Raw genomic sequence first — 18,368 nt, forward strand, 5'->3', positions numbered from 1 at the left:
CTGCTGCTTCGGCTGCTAATCTAGCTTGTTCGTCTGCTTGTGCTTGAGCTGCTGCTTCGGCTGCTAATCTAGCTTGTTCGTCTGCTTGTGCCTGAGCTGCTGCTTCGGCTGCTAATCTAGCTTGTTCGTCTGCTTGTGCTTGAGCTGCTGCTTCGGCTGCTAATCTAGCTTGTTCGTCTGCTTGCGCCTGAGCATCTGTATCTTGAGTTTGTGCTGCTGCTGCTTGAGCTTCAGCTAATGCTTGTGCTTTTGCTTCACCTTCTAATTTAGCACGTTCTTGAGCTTCAGCCCTTTCTAATGCTCTTGCTTCTGCCGCCAATCTAGCTTCTTCTTGAGCTGTTGCTCTTTCTGCAGCTTTTTGCTCAGCTAATTGAGTTCTTTCTTCTGAAGACAATGTTGGCTTATTGGAAACGGCAGGTTTGTGCTTTTGATCTTTTATTAGTAATGCTTCTTCCCTATCATCACCACTATATTGGTACCTGTTTCTTGTATTAAATTTATAAGCTAATGTAAATTCATGTGAAGAGCCGAAAGTTGATAAATCTCCCATCGCTTTTTCATAATTATACTCTACAGAAATTTGTTTGTTAACATTAACACCAACACCACCTGTTAATCCATAAACTGTGTTATAACCTAATTGTGCCCAAATACCTTTTGGAACAGCAAGCATAGCAATACCTGAAAAAATTGTTTGATCTTTTTTGAATTCAGATTTCACCAAAGCTGAGAATTTGCTCTGATCAAAAAAACCACGACTGTACATATATCCTGTATACATAAGGTGTGCTTGAATACTTTGCTGAGGATCTTCTTTAATTAACTCGGAAGTCTTAATATTATACTGTACTAAATTGTTTACAGATAATCCGAAATCGAAAAACACCAATCCATAATTAATACCTGGACTTACACTTAAAACCGTGTTTTTAGGAATGTTATCTAAAGATGGGTCGTCTTGATTAACAACCACTTTACCATCATTCAGACTACTTTTATAAAAGCCAAGGTTTAATCCAAAGGTTAAATTACTATCTGTTTGAAGTCTGGCATTATATGCGAAGTTTAATACACCTCCAAAAGTTGTTAATACACCATGGTTTTGTTGAAACAAGCCAACTCCTACTCCAATGTTTTCACTGTATCTACCTGTATAATTTATTAAATATGTTTGTGGTGCATTCTCAAACTGAACCCATTCTCTTTTATTAGTAATGTTGATATACGTGTTTTGTTCTCTAACAAAACTAAATGTAGGATTGGTTAAATATCTATTAAATTTTAAAGAGCTTCTTACTGGAATAGCTAAAGACACCACACCATCTTCCTGAGAGAAAGTAAGTTGTGTTGTACACATGATTATAGCTATTATCAGTAAATATGCTTTCATTTTATTTTATTAAGGTTATAGAACCTTTTTTTGTTTTATTATCTGAAGTGGTAATCACGTAATAATAAACAGGATTCACACTTTTAAAATCAATCTCGTTTTCTGGCCAATTATTTTGGTAATCAGTTGTATTTAGAGACACTTTCCCATAAGCATCCATTATAATGACTTGCGTATTTGTTCCACTTACATATTCGTTTGGAATAATCCAAGTATCGTTAACTCCATCTCCATTAGGACTTATTAAATTTGGAATATCTGCCACATTTGGAAAAGGATCTATTGGTTCTTCAATAACAAACAAAAACTCTTTTGAAACCACACAACCAGTTGTCTGACTAATAATCACTTTATAATTTCCAAATTCGGTTGCATCGTATGTGTTTCCAGTTTCTCCTGGAATAATGGTTTCATTAAGATACCATTGAAATTCTGGGTTTGAAGCTGTAGTAGTCACTTCAACATATAACAAATCTCCTGGTTCCATAGTATTCACCTCGTCTACATTTATACTGCTTACAAACCCTTCGCTTACTAAATCGATTGAAGCTGATGTAGAGCATGAACCTAAATCGATACTTACTGAGTAAGTTCCTGATAAAACAGCATTAATACTTTGATTGGTTGCTCCAGAAATAGCTTGGCCATCTAAATACCATTGATAACTATTCCCTGTTGTGGTTGTTAATGTAGTTGGACCTCCGCTTGGACAAAATGGATTTCCAAGGCTTGATATAATTTCGCTTGTTGAGCTAGAACTAGATTCGGTAACTGTAACCCGATTTGAGAAAGAATCTGAAGTACAAGTCCCATAATCTGTTTCAACAAAATAAGTTCCTGGTGTATTAACAGTTAAACTTTCTCCATCTGCAACAAAAACAGAGGTAGTTGGACCTGTCTCTCTATACCATTTAAAAGTTAGATTTGGATAATTTAAAGGCGAATCGTTCATTCCTGTTCCAGGGTTATCAATTGTTAATACATAAGATCCACCTGCACAATAAGCTGCAGTAGATATTAAATTATTAATTGAAAACGGTGTGTCTTGAATTTTATAATAAGCTGCAAATGTTGGCGAACCAGAACTTGTAGCCACTGGAGTAGTACTCTTAATTCTAAGTCGGTATAATTCTCCTGAAGTTTCTGTTGGTAATGAAAAACTTAAAGTTGCTGGTGACGTTGTTACGCTTCCTGCTGCAGAAGTAAATACAACTGTAGGACTGGCAAAGCTACCATCTGCATCCGACAGTTCTATGTTAAATTGGTTTGTAGGACTTAATCCTGCTTCAGGTGAAAAGACAAACGTTACATTAAATGTATTAAATGATTCGTTTGCACAAGCTTGACTAAACCCAATATTTGGAGCACCAATTACTATCTGTGCTTTTAAGTTCTGGTTTAGAAATAGAACAAAAAAACACATTACAAAAAAAAGTTTTTTTACAATAGTAGTTTTATTCATACGCTTTATTTATTAGCTATCTGCAAAAGAAACATGGTTTTGAATTAAACGTCATTTCTTTTATAAACTAAAGGGAATTATAAGTTTTAGGATTAATTTAAAAGAATTCTCAAAAAAGTAACTTGAGAATTGTTGGCTCGATAAAATCTCTATATAAATTTATTAATCAGAGTTTGAAGCAATAATTTTATTAATACGCAATCTAAAGTCTGGTCTTTTTGAGTCTCTAATATCAATAAACGTTTCAGAATCTAGTCCTTTAGAATACACATTAAAAAAACTGCTGTTACCATACCAGTTCTCTAAATCTTCGTTATTATTATTGTATTCTGTAAATATATTTCCATTACAATTGTTGAAATACATTTCAGTAAATTTTACTCTATCTAGATTTTCGTTATTAATTTTAATTTTATTTTCTAGTAATACTGCAGGATTAAAACCTGAAATTACACTCTTACTCATATCAAGTGAAGCATATTCTGATATATAAATAGCCTCTCTTACCAATCCAAGTTTAATTTCAGATCGTAAATTATCACTTGCATTAATCAATGTTAAATTTGTAGCAATTACAGATGTCCCCTTTTTAGAAAAGTCTACTTCCTCTTTTTCATCACCATAAGAAGCAACATGCATTGTTCTAGAACCATCTGGACTAGACACATAAGAAGATCTTACAGCTAAAGAGTTGTATATATTGCATTGGGTTCCAAAATTAAAATTGTAATCAATCTTATTAGATTTATATGAAACTAGTCTACTTAAATTAACTTGACCACCAAAAACATCGAAGGAATTTCCTGAAGAAAAACTTACCATGATATTTTCTAAAATGGTTTGACTTCCAACACCTGCTAGTAATAAAGCGTTAAAGTTACTGCCATCTTTCATTTTCTTTCCAGCATATTCAATTCTTACATATCTTAATATTCCAGAATTACTTTCTATGTTTTCTCCACCGTAGCTTATGTTATCATATGACGCTGCTTTAAAGTTGTGATTTATCGAAGATCCGCTACCAAACTTATTAATGGGAGCATCTCCAAGAAGAATGATCCCTCCCCAGTCTCCTGCTTTTTTTACACTTCTATTTGAAGTAAAAATAATGGGATCGGTTACCAAACCATCTGCGATGATGGTGGCTCCTTTTGTAATTATTAAAGACCCTTTAGTTTTAAAGTCTCCAATAATAACAGTTCCAGGTTCTATAGTAAGCGTGGCATTGTTAGTAACAAAAACATCTCCTAACAACATGTAGGTGTTCTTCTTTAATAGCTTGGTGTCGGTAGAAATGTTACCTGTTAAGATTTCGGTAGCTTCGCCATATTCAATTTGACTAGGACTAAACTCGGTCCAAGAATTCAACCAGTTATTAGTTCCAATTATACCTTTCTCTTGTTGAGAATAGGCACTTGAAAAGACTAATAGAAAAATACTTAAGAGTTGGGGCAGATTTTTCATAATACAAATGTTATTTATTTATCATAAAGATTTTTTTCAATTTAGCTCAAACATATAAAAAATATTCCATTAAACACAATAAATAACGATGAAATGCACATATTATTTACTATTGAAAGTTTTTTCTTACTAAAATTATTTGTTTTTAAATAATAAACGTAGAATAAATTTATGATGGTTAAAAAAATATCAAGTAAAAACTTGATATTTTAAAATTAGAACTGAAAATAGGTTTTAATAATCTTATAATATTAAAATCTATTATTCTCGCTATATATATGTAGTGCTTTTAAAGTTTCTTCGTAAAATAAGATAGCAGCAATCAAGTTTGATCTATCTGAATAGGGAAGAATTTTATTTTGAAAATCCATGGTGCTCAAAAAGTAATTTCTTGTAGCATCTATTTGATTGTCTAAAGCACTTCTATTTTCTTTAGTATCAGGAATACCAAAGGTAGACATAGTCACACCTGGTTTAGTTGCAAAAGCAATATAAGGTAATATTTTAATGATAATTTCAATACGCTCATTGTACAAGCCTAATAAAACGCCTTTTTGCATTTGTTCCAGTTCTTTTCGATCGTGGTATTTAGAAATAGATACATCTTGACTGATAATACTTTTTGGTGCATCTTTATTTTGAGCAGTTCCAATACCTGTCATCAGTAAAAAAGTAAGACAAATTAAAGTAATTCTAGATTTCATATTAAAGATTTTGGGATTCTATATGACAAATTTATGCAATTAAACGAAAAAAACAAGCGTTTTGTCGATTATTTGATAAAAATCTATATAATATTTTAGAAAAAAATGAAATCGGTATATAACTCTCAGAAAATAATAAGGTTATAGTTCACATCATTTGATCTATTATTAAAGAACGTAATAATCAAGAAAACATCTTATAAATACTAATGATTGGTTTTATATTAGTTTAGAATAATTTAAACATAGATTATTTACTTCTCCTATTCAGAATTATTTTCCTTATTATTTATTACCTCTTCTAAGAATTATAAATACGAAAGCCTTAGCGTTTTTACTAACATTAACAAACTATGCGTAGTTTGAATTTCCATGCTTTTTCAACTTTTCTAATTCTTTAAAAAATTATAACTTTTTTAATATTGTTTTAAAATCCAAACCCAAGTCCAAAAGCAACACGCATGCCATCCACAGAATGAAAGGCTCCTAAATTGGCAGATATAACGTCTATGCCATTAATAAAGAAACCTCCTCCATAGGTGTTATGCCATTTTTTAGAACTATCATCTTCCATCCAAACTCGACCATAATCAAAACTTCCATATACACCCATTTTTATTGGAATAATGGGTGTTTTTATACGACTAAAGCTATAGCGTACATCGGTATTTTGATAAATAGAATTTTTAGCTGTGAAACGTTGATTTCTAAATCCACGAAGACCATCTTCACCACCAATAGAGGCAGCTTGATAAAATTCGAAACCATCACCAAAATTTATATGACTTTTCACTTTAGAAGCTAACACCAAACGTCCGGAAGGATTTAATTTTCTTGCAATTCCTAATTCTGAAATAAGATAGCCAAAACTACGTTTGCTTACATCTACATTATCCTTAAAACCAGCTTCAAGCGAAAAAATCAAACCATTGGTTGGATAGGCCTTATTATCGTAATTAGTATAATCATATTTAGCACTTACACCAATAAAATGTTCTTCATCGAATATGTTATCTGGGAGAATAATGTTATTAGACACATAGCGATTATCTGTATTATGAATTTCATTGATTTCATAACTCACTCCCATATGAATGATGCTTCCCCGTTTTGAATTCCAAATTAACTGTGGACTTATAGTAAACATTCTAGTTTTAACTCTATTATAATCCATACCAAGCGCATCGTCGAAATTCTTTGTTTCATTTCCATAACCAAAGAAGTTGATACTATAATTGGGACTTTGGAAATGAGACTCTAAACCAAAATTTAAATTTCCCACCACATTTGCAAATTCTCCATTGTAGTTTAATTCATAACCATTGGTTGCAAAAAAATAAGCTCCTTTTATTTTGTGTTGCGATGTGAAAGGATTTCTTTCAAAGCCATATACGGTATAGGTATTAGCAAAACCTAATTTTAATCCATCGTCTGGGTTGGCCCCTAAGAGAGGAAGAAATTGGTTGTGATTGTTCCTTACCTTTCTATAGTCGTACACATTGGTATTATAGTCGTCTGTTAATTTAATCTTTGTTTTATTTGCTTGGGTTACATTATTTTTCTTCGACTTATAATCGTAAATAACAATGTTTTTTCCATGTTCTACTTTATAATCGTCATTATTTTGTCCGCCAATTAAACGAATTTTAATTTTAGAAATTTTTCCTTGTACTTCAAAACTATCGGTATCATCTAAACCATATATCCAGATTTCTTTAGTGGATGTAGGTTCGTAGGTTTTATGATGAAAGCGATCTTTTATAGTATCATCTTTTTTACGAAATAAGGACACTTCAACAGCTCCTTTTTCTAAGGCCTTAACAAGAATATAGTCGTCTTTATTTGTAGCGGTTAAAACAGCTTTTTTACTAATTAACTTAAAATATCTATCAGAAATTTGCTGGAGATTCTTTCGTCGATCTTTTAAAATATTCTTAATTTCTACAAGCGTTTCAACATCTACTTCTTTCGGCATATACTCAAAAGCTTGATCTATAACCTCATCTGTTATTTGAGACTGAATCCATTGTACTTGTTCATCCCAAATAGTTTTACTAGAATCTGTAATAAAAGCAACATCTAAAGGGAATACAGAAACATTAAACCCTTTCACATCTTTCAAATCTGGTTCATATTTTCTAAATTTTCTAGCTGCAGGAATAAGCTTCACTCCTGCTCCAAATATAAATCCATCAGACATTCTAGAGAAGGCCAAATCCCTATCTCTTGGCAAAGGTTTATATACTGTTTTTTGATTTTCTTCAAACACCATCCAACGCCATTGGTCTTGATGTCTATCGGCATCTCCAATTAACATATCAAATAAACGCGCTTTAACAAATTCAATTTCATCAATCACTTTGGACTCATCACTTAACACTTCATCTAACATATCAACTGTGCTAACAATCTCTCCGGTGAAGTTTCCTGAAGCTAATGCTATATGTCCATCGGAAGCATGCTCTTCAAAAAGGTACAATTCATCTCCAAAATCTTCATTAAACAACCCTAGAGCATCTTGTTTAGGAATGTAATATAGTTTGGGGTTTAAATGCGATAAATTGATAGCGTCTGATAATGTAGCAAGTGTAAAAGGTGCGTAAGGATGTGCGCCTGTAAAAACATCTTCAATTAAATCTTCGGAAGCCGTATCTTTAAACTGCCCTTCTACATATTGGTCTTTAAAAATTGCTGCTTGTAAAAACTGGTCTGCTTGCTTTTTCATGGCACGCATGACATAGCGTTTTCCGTCTGAAGTTTTTAAATGTAGACTTTTCGACTGTGTTCCACCTCCTTTTCGAAAAGGAATTAACCCTCCCATTAACGTATCTAAATAAACAACTTGAGCAGAAATGGATGTGCTATAATCATCTCGATATCTTTTTCCCCAAAGAAACTTATGAAAACTTGATTTGTCGGTTTCCTCTTTTGTATAAATTGAAGCATTTATAAAAGTTGAGTCCATTTTAGCATATGTGAATTCAGACATGACTTCAGGCTTCTTTATTTGCTTAAAAAACTCTACTTGCTCTGTGTTTGAATTAACAAACTGAACATCTACAGCCTTATCTTTAGAGATGTTAAGCACTGCATAACCGGGAACTGAATGCCCGTAATTATTGGAATCACGCATTCTAATTGGTGTTGTTTTAGATCCAGCACCACTTATAATCTGTACAATATTATCAAACTCTAAATACTGTAAACTGTGCTCATGCCCTGAAAGAAAAATAACGTTTTCATTTTGCTGAGCAGCAGCTATTAAATTTTTCCTTAATTCATTATAAAATTGGTTTGAAAAATCGGCATTAACAATGCCACTTGTTGATCTAATAACATTTTTAATAGTACCAAGAACTGGCAACGGTCTCATGTGTTCTTTAACATCATATCGGCCATTATGTGGCCCTTGGCTATGCATGGGATGATGAATGGCTACTAAGGTTATTTTTCCTCTAGCTTTTTTTATTTCGCTTCTAAATTCGTCTAAAAAATCTGTTCTGGTTTTTAATTCGCAATCTTCATTGATGGTTGGATGATTGTTCCAATTAGTAATGTACCAATGAGAATCAACAATTAATAATACCGTATCATCATTCAAATTAACTCTCTTAATGGCACAGCCATTTTCTGGTTGAAACGTATTTTTACCTAAGGCAGTTTCTACCATTTTTTCTTGGAGTTTTAACCCTTTTAAACCACTATACCAATCGTGATTACCAGGTACAAAATATACCTGTCCAGGAAAGGTTTTAGCAACATCTAATTGTAAATTTAAAGCCGTTTCAGCATCTTTAATAGCTTTTTCTCCTTTTAACGGAATTCCTTTAGGATATATATTGTCTCCTAAAAATAAAAGCAAATCGTTTTTATCTGCTTTTTTAAATTGGTTTTGTAGTTTCCCTAATGTTTTAGGAGGCGTCCCATCTTCATTAGGCATACCTGCATCTCCAATTAAAAAAATATTAGTTGTTTCTTTATTTATTTGTTCTAGTTCTAGTTTATTTACATTAGAATTATGTGGCTTATAAGTAGCACAACCACATAAAATCAATATCATAGTAATAAAACCAACTAATATATTTCTTTTCATTTTATAACTCTATGTAATTAAACGGCCTGTATGTCCTCTAGTGTAAAAAGGTCAGATACTTTTTGAAGTTCTTTATTTAAATCTACGCGAATAGCTTTCAAACCACTTGCTCCTTGTAATTCTTCTACTTCAAGTAATTCTATGTTCTGCCCGATATAATTTTTTGCTTGTAGAAACTCAAAATAAGACAAATACTCTCGCTCGATAGCTTTACTAGAATAAACAACACTCAGCTTGTGGGCTTGTGTTAAACGTTCATTGGTGTTTTTGATATGTGCTTTATCTATTCGTTTTTTTATCATTTCGTATCGCACATTATAAGCTCCATCTACATCAAACTGTTTTTCATCTATTCGATATCGAATGGTAATAGGCTCATCGTACGCTAAGATTAAAGATGCAACTTCAAGTTGTAATGGAAACTCTTTTTGTTTTTCATAATACATGGCTTCCATTTCACAAGTTACTTGAAGTTGCCATAAACGCAGATTATATAACACGGTTGGATGAAAGTTAAATTGCTTTGTAATAGATTGTCCGATATATAAATTGTGCTCAACGCCATCTGTGTTAAACTTTTCGAAATAATGAGGGAAAATAGCCTGAGCTTTTATTTGTTGTTTTTCTAGAAATGTAGCCAATGCTTTATTTCCCATTTTAATGGTCTCATCATAAGCTTTTCTAGCATCATACAAGCTATTAGTGGTCTTGTCTATGGATTTTAGAAATTCTTCTAAATCATTTTTATTTTTGGAATTACTTTGAAAATGTTTAAATAAAGGAATGAGTTGTTTATCAAAAAATAAATTAATTTCTTGTTCTGAATTGGTGTTGAAATTTTCTTTCAAGTCGAATAAATAATTATCTATTTGAAAGATTAACTGCTCGTAGAATGGTAAGTTTATTTTCGTTCTATCTCTAAGTATTTGTTTGCTTATTTCTAACTGCTTTGTTAAATCTAATTGAATGGCTTCGTTTCTGGCATTCGAAGAACCAACCACATCAACTTGTCCAAAAAGTGGTACCACATCTTTAAAAACAATTTCATGAAAAACAGGGTTTTCTCCATAATTCCTTTCTTGAATATACAGTTCTGCTTCTTCTTGAAAACGCCATTGTACAGAAGGATGTATTGCTGTACATTCTTGCTGTATTACAGCGCTTATTTCATTTTGATATTCTGAAAATGTACGTCTAGAATAACTTAAAATAAACGGCATAATAGAGTCTAACTTAACCATATTAATAGCGTTTAGTTGATTTGGCTTAAAAGTTGCCAATTCTACTATAAAACCTAACTCGCCATTAATTGGAATAGGAATCAAAGCAACACTTTTTAAACCTCTTTTTAACAGGACTTTGCTTAACCGGTTGCCTTTGGTTTGTTTGTGGTAAGTTTCAACATTTGAAATAATTATTGGTTTACAGTCTTTAAATAATTCATTATTAATATGATTACAAGCATATTTACCAACTCCTACGTGTTCATCTGGTAAAATGGTTAACATATCAAAATTTCTATCAAATGGTGGTGTAATAACATTATCTGCCACACTATAACTACCAAGTTGTAAATCTGGAATATTAAATATACGCCTAATATCTTCAATTAAATATTGAAAACTTTCTGTGTTAGGTTCAATTAAATGGGTTTTAAAATCGTCGATACGCTCGTCTAAAGAGGTGTCAATTAAGCTTACTATTCCAAACCCTTCAATAGTCCAAGAATTTTTAGGAAAATACTTTTCCCAGATTTCAAAATTATCAGCTTGACTTAATAATTCATCTAAAATTTCATTGGTAATTTCTATGGCATTTTTGTTCGGATAAATATCAATAAAGTCTGCATTAAAAGCCACACGGTATCTTTTCCTTTCCCCATTCTTATCCGTAATCGATAAAGTTTTTGGTCTTTCGAAATCTACTTGATATTTATAATAAACATTTAATATAATAGCATATATAAATAAATCGAACGAGTCTTCATAATCTTTATAAAGGTCATAAAAAATATTTTCATCCGTATTTGCCCTATTTATAATGTTTTGCAATCTGGAGCTACAAAAAAATATCTCATTTGTATAAGGGGTTACGGCTGCTTTAATTTCGTTATCTGTTAAAGCTGTTGGAAATATAAAGGACATTACCCGATCTAAAGTAGCCTTTTTGCTAAAGAAGTCTTGTATTGAGTCTGTTCCTGTTGTCAAAGTGGGATGCTCTTTTAAAAGATCTAAAGCTTGCTTGGCCTGTGCTTGAACAGTTAAATTATTTGAATCCAATAATTTTTCAAGCTTTTCCTTTAACAAACGTAAAGACATAATTACTTTAAATGGTCCTTTATTTCTTATTTTCATTGGTTTGTTTTTCATTAATATTAGGCAGAAAAATATATATAATAACTATAAATAAATGCTGCTGCCGAAATAACTATCCCGAACATAAAAACGGTATAAGTAATACGTAATAATTTATATTTTCTATTAAGGACTAATCCTAAATAATATAAATCTTTAGTAAGGGAATTATATAAAGTTTCATCGTTATCCATTAAGTAGTCGATTCCCCATTCAAAATCTTTCAAACTCATTTTATGAAAGTTTCCAAAAAAGAGAATATTGGTTTTTTTCTCACTTATCATCTCTTTTGTAATGGCTACATTAGATATCTTTGGACGTGTAGATAAAACGGATAACACAACTGAAGCCACACTAAACAACATTAATATTAAGGTTGGATATACTAGAAATAAATTAGATGGACTATCTAGTTTTGGAATTAGGTTAGATAATGCAACCGAAATAATTATGGCATTGACAGAAAGTAAAATATTGGCTTTAGTATCTGCTATGGCACTTAATTCAATATGATTCTTTAATTGTACACGAAACATGGTTTCTACACCTCTACCAAATCTTGTGTTTTTTTCTTTTTTGTTCTCTTTAGCAGAAAGTTTGTCTATTTTCTTTTGAATTTCTAATTGGTTTATTTCCTTTTTAGGCTGCCAAAGCTGTTTGGCTGAGCTTGAATAAAACAAATGATTTTTAAGAAAATTAAGGTTTTGTTTCATCCATTCTATTTCGGACAGATGATTTTGATTTTTGGCATTCATTTCTTTGAGTAAATTCTCAGAAATATCTAAAAATTCCTCGGAAGCTACATGACCACAATCGGCATCCTTAATAATTCCCTCTAATTTGTCTTTTGGTATATACTCATTATTTGTAGCTAGAATTAATTGCTCAACCAGGTTTAGCATATCTTCAGACACATCTTGTTGCTTTAAAAAAGCATGAGCAATTTTTACACTTTCTTCTTCATGACCTTTATCTGTAAAGATATAACCTGTATCATGAAACCATGCTGCAACCAACAACGCAGAGGTTTCTTGCTCTGTACACGCTTCAAACTTTGCTAATTCTCTAGTGTTAGATACCACACGTCTTGTATGAATGGCGTTATGGTAATAGTTCGTAGATTCAAGCTGTTTGTTTAACAGTTCTGCTACATATATTTCTACCTGAAGTAAAAGCTCTTCTTTCATATTACAAATTTACATAGTTTAAGTGATGCATAAAACGAACCTCACCTTTAAATAACTTTAAAAGTGATAGCGTTCTCTAAAATACTATAAATAGGAATGAAATGAAATAGCATTCCAAAATTGTTTTTTACTCTTTACAAATTCATTAGACGAAATAGATTCTAAAAACTTATAAAATGAGTGAAAATAACAGATAAAAAAGAGCTCCACATGGAGCTCTTTTTATTAATATACAAATGATTTTAATTAATGAGCATCTGCTTTTACTTCTCCAGATTGGTTCATTTCCATATCGTGATCGTATTTACAACAGCCTGGTAAATTTTTATATGCATCTAGACTGCCAGTTACTTTTTCTGTATCGTATCCAGAAGCAGCAATGGCGTTATGAATGGCCATAGCATCTGTTTTGGTAACATCAAAAGATATATCTATTTTCTTTTTGTCTACATCCCAATTAACACTGCTAACCCCTTCTACGCTATTAGCGGCTTTTTCAATTGTGGTTTTACACATACCACAATTACCTCTAACACCAAATGACAAATCTGCCATGGCCATTTCTTGAGATACTTCAGTTGTTGTTTCAACTTCTTGTTTCGCTTCGTTTTTACAATTTGTTAAACCCATAGCAGCTATTAATGCTACACTTAAAATTACTCTGTTCATGTTTAAATATTTAATTGTTAATTATTAATTCTATTTACTCTATTACTTGTTTTACTTCCCCACAAGTCAACATGGCGTCTCCAAAATAAGGATTGAATACTTTTTCTTCTTTACTTAACCAATAGCCTCCTGTGTTATTATCAACCATAGGACAAAATTGATGATAGACTTTTTCATTGATACCAAAAACTTCTATGGCGTTTGTTAAGTGGGAAGACAGACTTTTAAAGTATGTTCTCTGTTCTTTAATTTTTGAGCAGTTAGAAATTGATGTGACTGATGCTGTAATTTCTTTTTCTAACGTCATCCAATGATGATGCGTCTCGTCATCTTTTAGTAGTTTCATATCCACTTTTGATAAATTCTCTACCATTGCTTGTGAAGCTGTTTTTACTTTTTTTGAATCATCTTTAACCAAAGCGTCTTTTAATTGAATATAATCGTTAAAAACAGCTCTTAATTGATTTTTAAATTCATCTGAAACCTTTACTCTTTCATTTAGATTAAAATGATTTTCTTCTGAACTTTCCACAACAACATGGCCTTCGTGACCAAGGGTAGCTTTAGCTCCTTCTTTATTCATCATAGACTTTTTTCCTTGCAATTGTGCTGCTGCATCTACCGTAAATGTGCCATTGGTAACCACTTCGTCACCATCAACTAAACCTTCTGTAATAGCATAAACATCACCATTTTTATTACCTAAAGTCACCTCACGCATTTCAAAGATTGGTTCGTTAGGATTTGTTTTTACATAAACTAACGAACGATTTCCCGTCCAAAGTATGGCGGTTGCAGGAATCATGAGTGTCGTTTTAGCAACTTCTTTCGGCACCTCTAACTTTCCGGTTACAAACATTCCTGGTTTTAATAAATCGTCTTTATTGTTTAAGGTTGCCCTAACAGCAACAGTTCTAGACTTTGTATCTAAAACAGGGTTTATAAAAGAAACTTTAGCATCAAACTCTATATCAGGATAGGCATTGGAAGTCACTTTTATAGTTTGTCCTTCTTTTAGTTGTGAAATTTGATTTTCATAACTGTCAAACATGGCCCAAACAGTTCCTAGGTCGCTTACTTTTACAATGGGTTGTCCTTGTTTTACGTAATCACCTTCCTCCACCATTTTTTGCGAAACAGTGCCTGAAACCGTTGCATAAATTGGAAAGTTTTCTCTCACTTTTCCTGAACTTTCAATTTGGCTGATTTGAGCATCAGAGAGTTTCCAAAGTATTAGTTTGTTACGTACTGCCTTATACAAAGCAGGTTGAGTTGCTTTCATACTAGAAGCTGTTAGTAATTCTTGCTTTGCAGCAACCAAGTTTGGCGCATAAATTGTAGCCAAAAGTTGACCTTTACGAATTTCTTCTCCAGTGAAATTGACGTTTAGTTTTTCTATACGTCCTTCAAAATAACTTGCTTGTACAGCATTCGCTTCCTCATTAGCCATTATTTTTCCTGATAGGGATAATTGGTTGGCATCTGTTCTAGTTCCATCTCCAACTATAGTTGTCTGAATGTTTGCTAGAGCCATAGCATTTTCTGTCATTTTTATTTCATTCAAGGCAAGACCTTCCTCTCCAGAATCGGCAGGAATTAAATCCATCCCACAAATAGGGCAATCGCCAGGTTCGGGTTGCATAATTTGGGGATGCATGGAACAGGTCCACATTTGATTGGTTTCTGCTACTTCCTCGTGATTGTGTTCTGTTGCATTATTCGATGTACCTCCAAATATAAACCAACCGAAAAGGATGCCTATGGCAAGTAAACCAATATATATGACTATTTTATTATTTTTCATTTTCTAATCGTTTTATCATGACTTTCATTTGTTCTATTTCTTTTCGTTGAGCTTCAATAATATCTTCTGCTAATTTTTTAACCTCTGGATCTTTAATATCTGCTCTCTCACTGGTTAATATGGCTATTGAGTGATGCGGAATCATACCTTTTAACCAAAGTAGGTCACCAACAACAGGTTTTTGGACTCTTACCAAACCTAATGCGCTTACAAAAAGCACTAAACTACCAATTAATATGGCTATGTTCTTTTTTTTATTTTGATACATGTTCCGCATAAAAAACCACATGATGACTGCCATTGTTGAAATCCCTAAACACACCATATAAAACCGAGTCATACTAAAATAAACATGATCAGTTTCATAGGTATTGAGGTACATGGTTATGTACATGGCTATAAAAGACAATCCCAACATTAAAAAGAATTTCGTATAATTTCCCTTGTTTTCGTGTTGTTTTGAATGTTCCATAATTGATTGATTTTAGAATTATATTTTAAGCGTTCTTAATCGTAAGGCATTCCCAATAACAGAAACTGAGCTAAAGCTCATAGCTAATGCGGCAATCATTGGTGATAGTAATAATCCAAAAAACGGAAATAAAACACCAGCAGCAATTGGAACGCCTAACGTGTTATAAACAAGTGCGAAAAACAGATTTTGTTTGATATTTTTCATAACACCATGACTTAAGTTTTTGGCTTTTACAATACCATGTAAATCGCCTTTTACCAATGTAATCATAGCGCTTTCAATAGCCACATCTGTTCCTGTTCCCATGGCAATGCCGACATCACTTTTTGCTAATGCTGGGGCATCATTTATGCCATCCCCAGCCATGGCTACTACTTTTCCTTGTGCCTGCAATTTTTCGACCACTTTTAACTTGTCTTCTGGCAGCATACTCGCCTTAAAATCGGTGAGATTTAATTCCGTAGCAACTGCTTGTGCTGTGTTATGATTATCGCCTGTAAGCATGATCACTTCAATGCCTTTATCTTGAAGTTCTTTAATGGCTTTGGCACTAGTTGCTTTGATTTTATCGCCAATCACAACAAAACCAACAACGTTGCCATCAATAGCTAAATAAGAAACCGTTTTACCTTGTTTTTGATAGCTTTTTGCTTCGTCTTCCATTTCCGAAGAAATTTCTGCTTTTGCATGTTCCATCATTTTAGGGTTTCCTAATGCTACGGTATTACTGTTTATTGTTCCTTCAACACCTTTACCTGTTACAGCACTAAAATCACTAGACTTCAATAATTCGGCATTCTTATCTTTTCCATATTTAACGGTTGCTTCAGCTAGTGGATGTTCGGAATTACTATTTAAGGACACGATATATTGAAGGACTTCATCTTCAGAAAAACGACTTCCAAAAGCACCAACTTTTTCAACGGTTGGTTTACCTTCGGTAATGGTTCCTGTTTTATCCACAATTAAAGTATCTACTTTGTCCATTTTTTCGAGGGCTTCGGCATTTTTAATCAGCACACCATTTTGAGCGCCTTTCCCAACTCCGACCATTACGGACATGGGTGTTGCCAATCCTAATGCGCATGGACAGGCAATAATTAGCACCGCAATGGCATTTACAAAAGCATACACATAAGCGGGTTCTGGTCCCCAAATGGCCCAAACTACGAAGGTTATTAATGAAATTATAACGACGACTGGCACAAAATAACCAGACACTTTATCGGCTAAATTTTGAATGGGCGCACGACTTCGACTGGCATCGTTCACCATGTGAATAATTTGAGAAAGCAAGGTGTCGCTTCCTACTTTTTCAGCTTTCATGAGGAACACTTGATTTCCATTTATGGTGCCACTACTTACTTTATCTCCTACCGTTTTGTTAACAGGAATTGGCTCTCCCGAAATCATGGATTCGTCAACCGTAGATTCACCTTCGGTTATGGAGCCATCTACTGGGATTTTATCGCCTGGTTTTACTTTTAAAATATCGTTTAATTCTATTTTATCAATACTTACCTCAACGTCTTCTCCGTCTACAATTTTAGTCGCTTTATTTGGTGCTAGTTTTAATAATTCTTTTACGGCCGAATTGGTTTTACTATGGGCACGCGCTTCTAACAATTGCCCTAGTAATACCAAGGTTAGAATAACCGTTGCAGCTTCAAAATACACGTGTACAGCTCCGGATTCTGACAAAAACTGTTCTGGAAAAAAGTCCGGAAAAAACATCCCAAACACACTAAATAACCATGCCACACCAGCACCAATACCAATTAGCGTGAACATATTAAGATTCCACGTTTTGATACTTCTATAGGCGCGTTCAAAAAACATCCATGTGGCATAAAACACAACCGGAATGGATAGCGCAAATTGTACCCAATTCCATTTCACCTGATCCATAATGTTGTATAATGGATTGTTTGTGAGCATTTCGCTCATAGCGATAATAAAAATCGGCAAGGTAAATATAGAGGCTATCCAGAATTTCTTCAACAGCTTTTTATAGGTCTTTTCTTCTGAAGACAAGTCGGGTTCCATGGGCACTAAATCCATTCCACAAATTGGACAAGCTCCAGATTCATCTTTAATCACTTCCGGATGCATGGGGCAAGTCCATTGTTCTGAATTAGAAGTTGAAAGGTTTTGTTCTTCAACCAAATCCATTCCACAAACAGGGCAATCGCCAGCTTTATCATAGGTTTTATCGCCTTCGCAATGCATGGGGCAATAAAATGTTCCAGTACCTTTTCCTTTTGGTTTTTCTACTTTTGCATCTTGAGATGGCTTTTCTCCAAGTTTATGAATACTGTAACTTCCACCATCTTTTTTTAAAGCCTTTTGAAAGCTTTCAAAAGGAATATGAGCTTCCATCTCAATAGTGGCTTCTGACTTTTTTAAATTGACCGTTGCTTTTGAAACCCCTTCTACTTTTGAAAGTATGTCTTCAACGTGACTGCGACAACCGTTGCAGGTCATTCCGTGAATGTGATAGGTATGTTTCATCTCGTCATTATTCGGGGTGTGAATCGTATAGGTGTCTCCATCTTTTTTCAATGCCTTTTGAAACGTCTCAATAGGAATATGTGATGACATTTCAATCGTAGCTTCTGCCTTATCTAAATTGACGCTTGCCTTTGAAACACCTTCTACTTTAGAAAGTATGTTTTCTACGTGACTACGACAACCATTACAAGTCATTCCGTGTATGTTATATGTGTGTTTCATTTTTCTTATTTTTGAAACCTGTTAGGTCTGTTA

Annotated in this window: 11 protein-coding genes; all 11 read right to left on the bottom strand. The window is 33.2% G+C overall.

The annotated features are described in order from the left end of the window. Nucleotides 1-1,390 (bottom strand): type IX secretion system membrane protein PorP/SprF (locus ACI5KZ_RS12230; RefSeq protein ID WP_406847773.1); only part of this gene is annotated, 1,390 nt, incomplete at its 3' end. Nucleotide 1,391: 1 nt separating this feature from the next. Then, nucleotides 1,392-2,852: a gliding motility-associated C-terminal domain-containing protein gene (locus ACI5KZ_RS12235; RefSeq protein WP_406847774.1), complete on the bottom strand. Its 1,461-nt coding sequence runs from the start codon at nucleotides 2,850-2,852 to the stop codon at nucleotides 1,392-1,394. Nucleotides 2,853-3,014: 162 nt separating this feature from the next. Then, entirely contained in the window at nucleotides 3,015-4,316 is a 1,302-nt protein-coding gene (locus tag ACI5KZ_RS12240) for a hypothetical protein (RefSeq protein ID WP_109310180.1), read from the bottom strand. 251 nt (nucleotides 4,317-4,567) lie between these two features. Next, complete coding sequence (locus ACI5KZ_RS12245; RefSeq protein ID WP_109310181.1) at nucleotides 4,568-5,020, bottom strand: hypothetical protein; 453 nt, start codon at nucleotides 5,018-5,020, stop codon at nucleotides 4,568-4,570. Nucleotides 5,021-5,447: 427 nt separating this feature from the next. Further along, nucleotides 5,448-9,113: a metallophosphoesterase gene (locus ACI5KZ_RS12250; RefSeq protein ID WP_406847775.1), complete on the bottom strand. Its 3,666-nt coding sequence runs from the start codon at nucleotides 9,111-9,113 to the stop codon at nucleotides 5,448-5,450. Nucleotides 9,114-9,130: 17 nt separating this feature from the next. After that, complete coding sequence (locus tag ACI5KZ_RS12255; protein ID WP_406847776.1) at nucleotides 9,131-11,467, bottom strand: hypothetical protein; 2,337 nt, start codon at nucleotides 11,465-11,467, stop codon at nucleotides 9,131-9,133. 20 nt (nucleotides 11,468-11,487) lie between these two features. Continuing rightward, entirely contained in the window at nucleotides 11,488-12,654 is a 1,167-nt protein-coding gene (locus ACI5KZ_RS12260; protein ID WP_406847777.1) for a Pycsar system effector family protein, read from the bottom strand. A gap of 246 nt (nucleotides 12,655-12,900) precedes the next feature. Next, entirely contained in the window at nucleotides 12,901-13,323 is a 423-nt protein-coding gene (locus ACI5KZ_RS12265; protein WP_406847778.1) for a heavy-metal-associated domain-containing protein, read from the bottom strand. Nucleotides 13,324-13,357: 34 nt separating this feature from the next. Next, a complete protein-coding gene (locus ACI5KZ_RS12270; protein WP_406847779.1) occupies nucleotides 13,358-15,127 on the bottom strand; it encodes an efflux RND transporter periplasmic adaptor subunit in 1,770 nt (589 codons plus the stop codon). Beyond that, nucleotides 15,117-15,599, bottom strand: a complete 483-nt coding sequence (locus ACI5KZ_RS12275; protein ID WP_406847780.1) for a DUF305 domain-containing protein — start codon at nucleotides 15,597-15,599, stop codon at nucleotides 15,117-15,119. The genes ACI5KZ_RS12270 and ACI5KZ_RS12275 overlap by 11 nt, the downstream gene beginning before the upstream one ends. 18 nt (nucleotides 15,600-15,617) lie before the next feature. Beyond that, nucleotides 15,618-18,335, bottom strand: coding sequence for a heavy metal translocating P-type ATPase (locus tag ACI5KZ_RS12280; RefSeq protein WP_406847781.1), 2,718 nt, complete (start codon nucleotides 18,333-18,335; stop codon nucleotides 15,618-15,620). Nucleotides 18,336-18,368 lie beyond the last annotated feature (33 nt).

It is taken from the genome of Xanthomarina sp. GH4-25 (assembly GCF_045363175.1).
Classification (GTDB): Bacteria; Bacteroidota; Bacteroidia; order Flavobacteriales; family Flavobacteriaceae; genus Xanthomarina.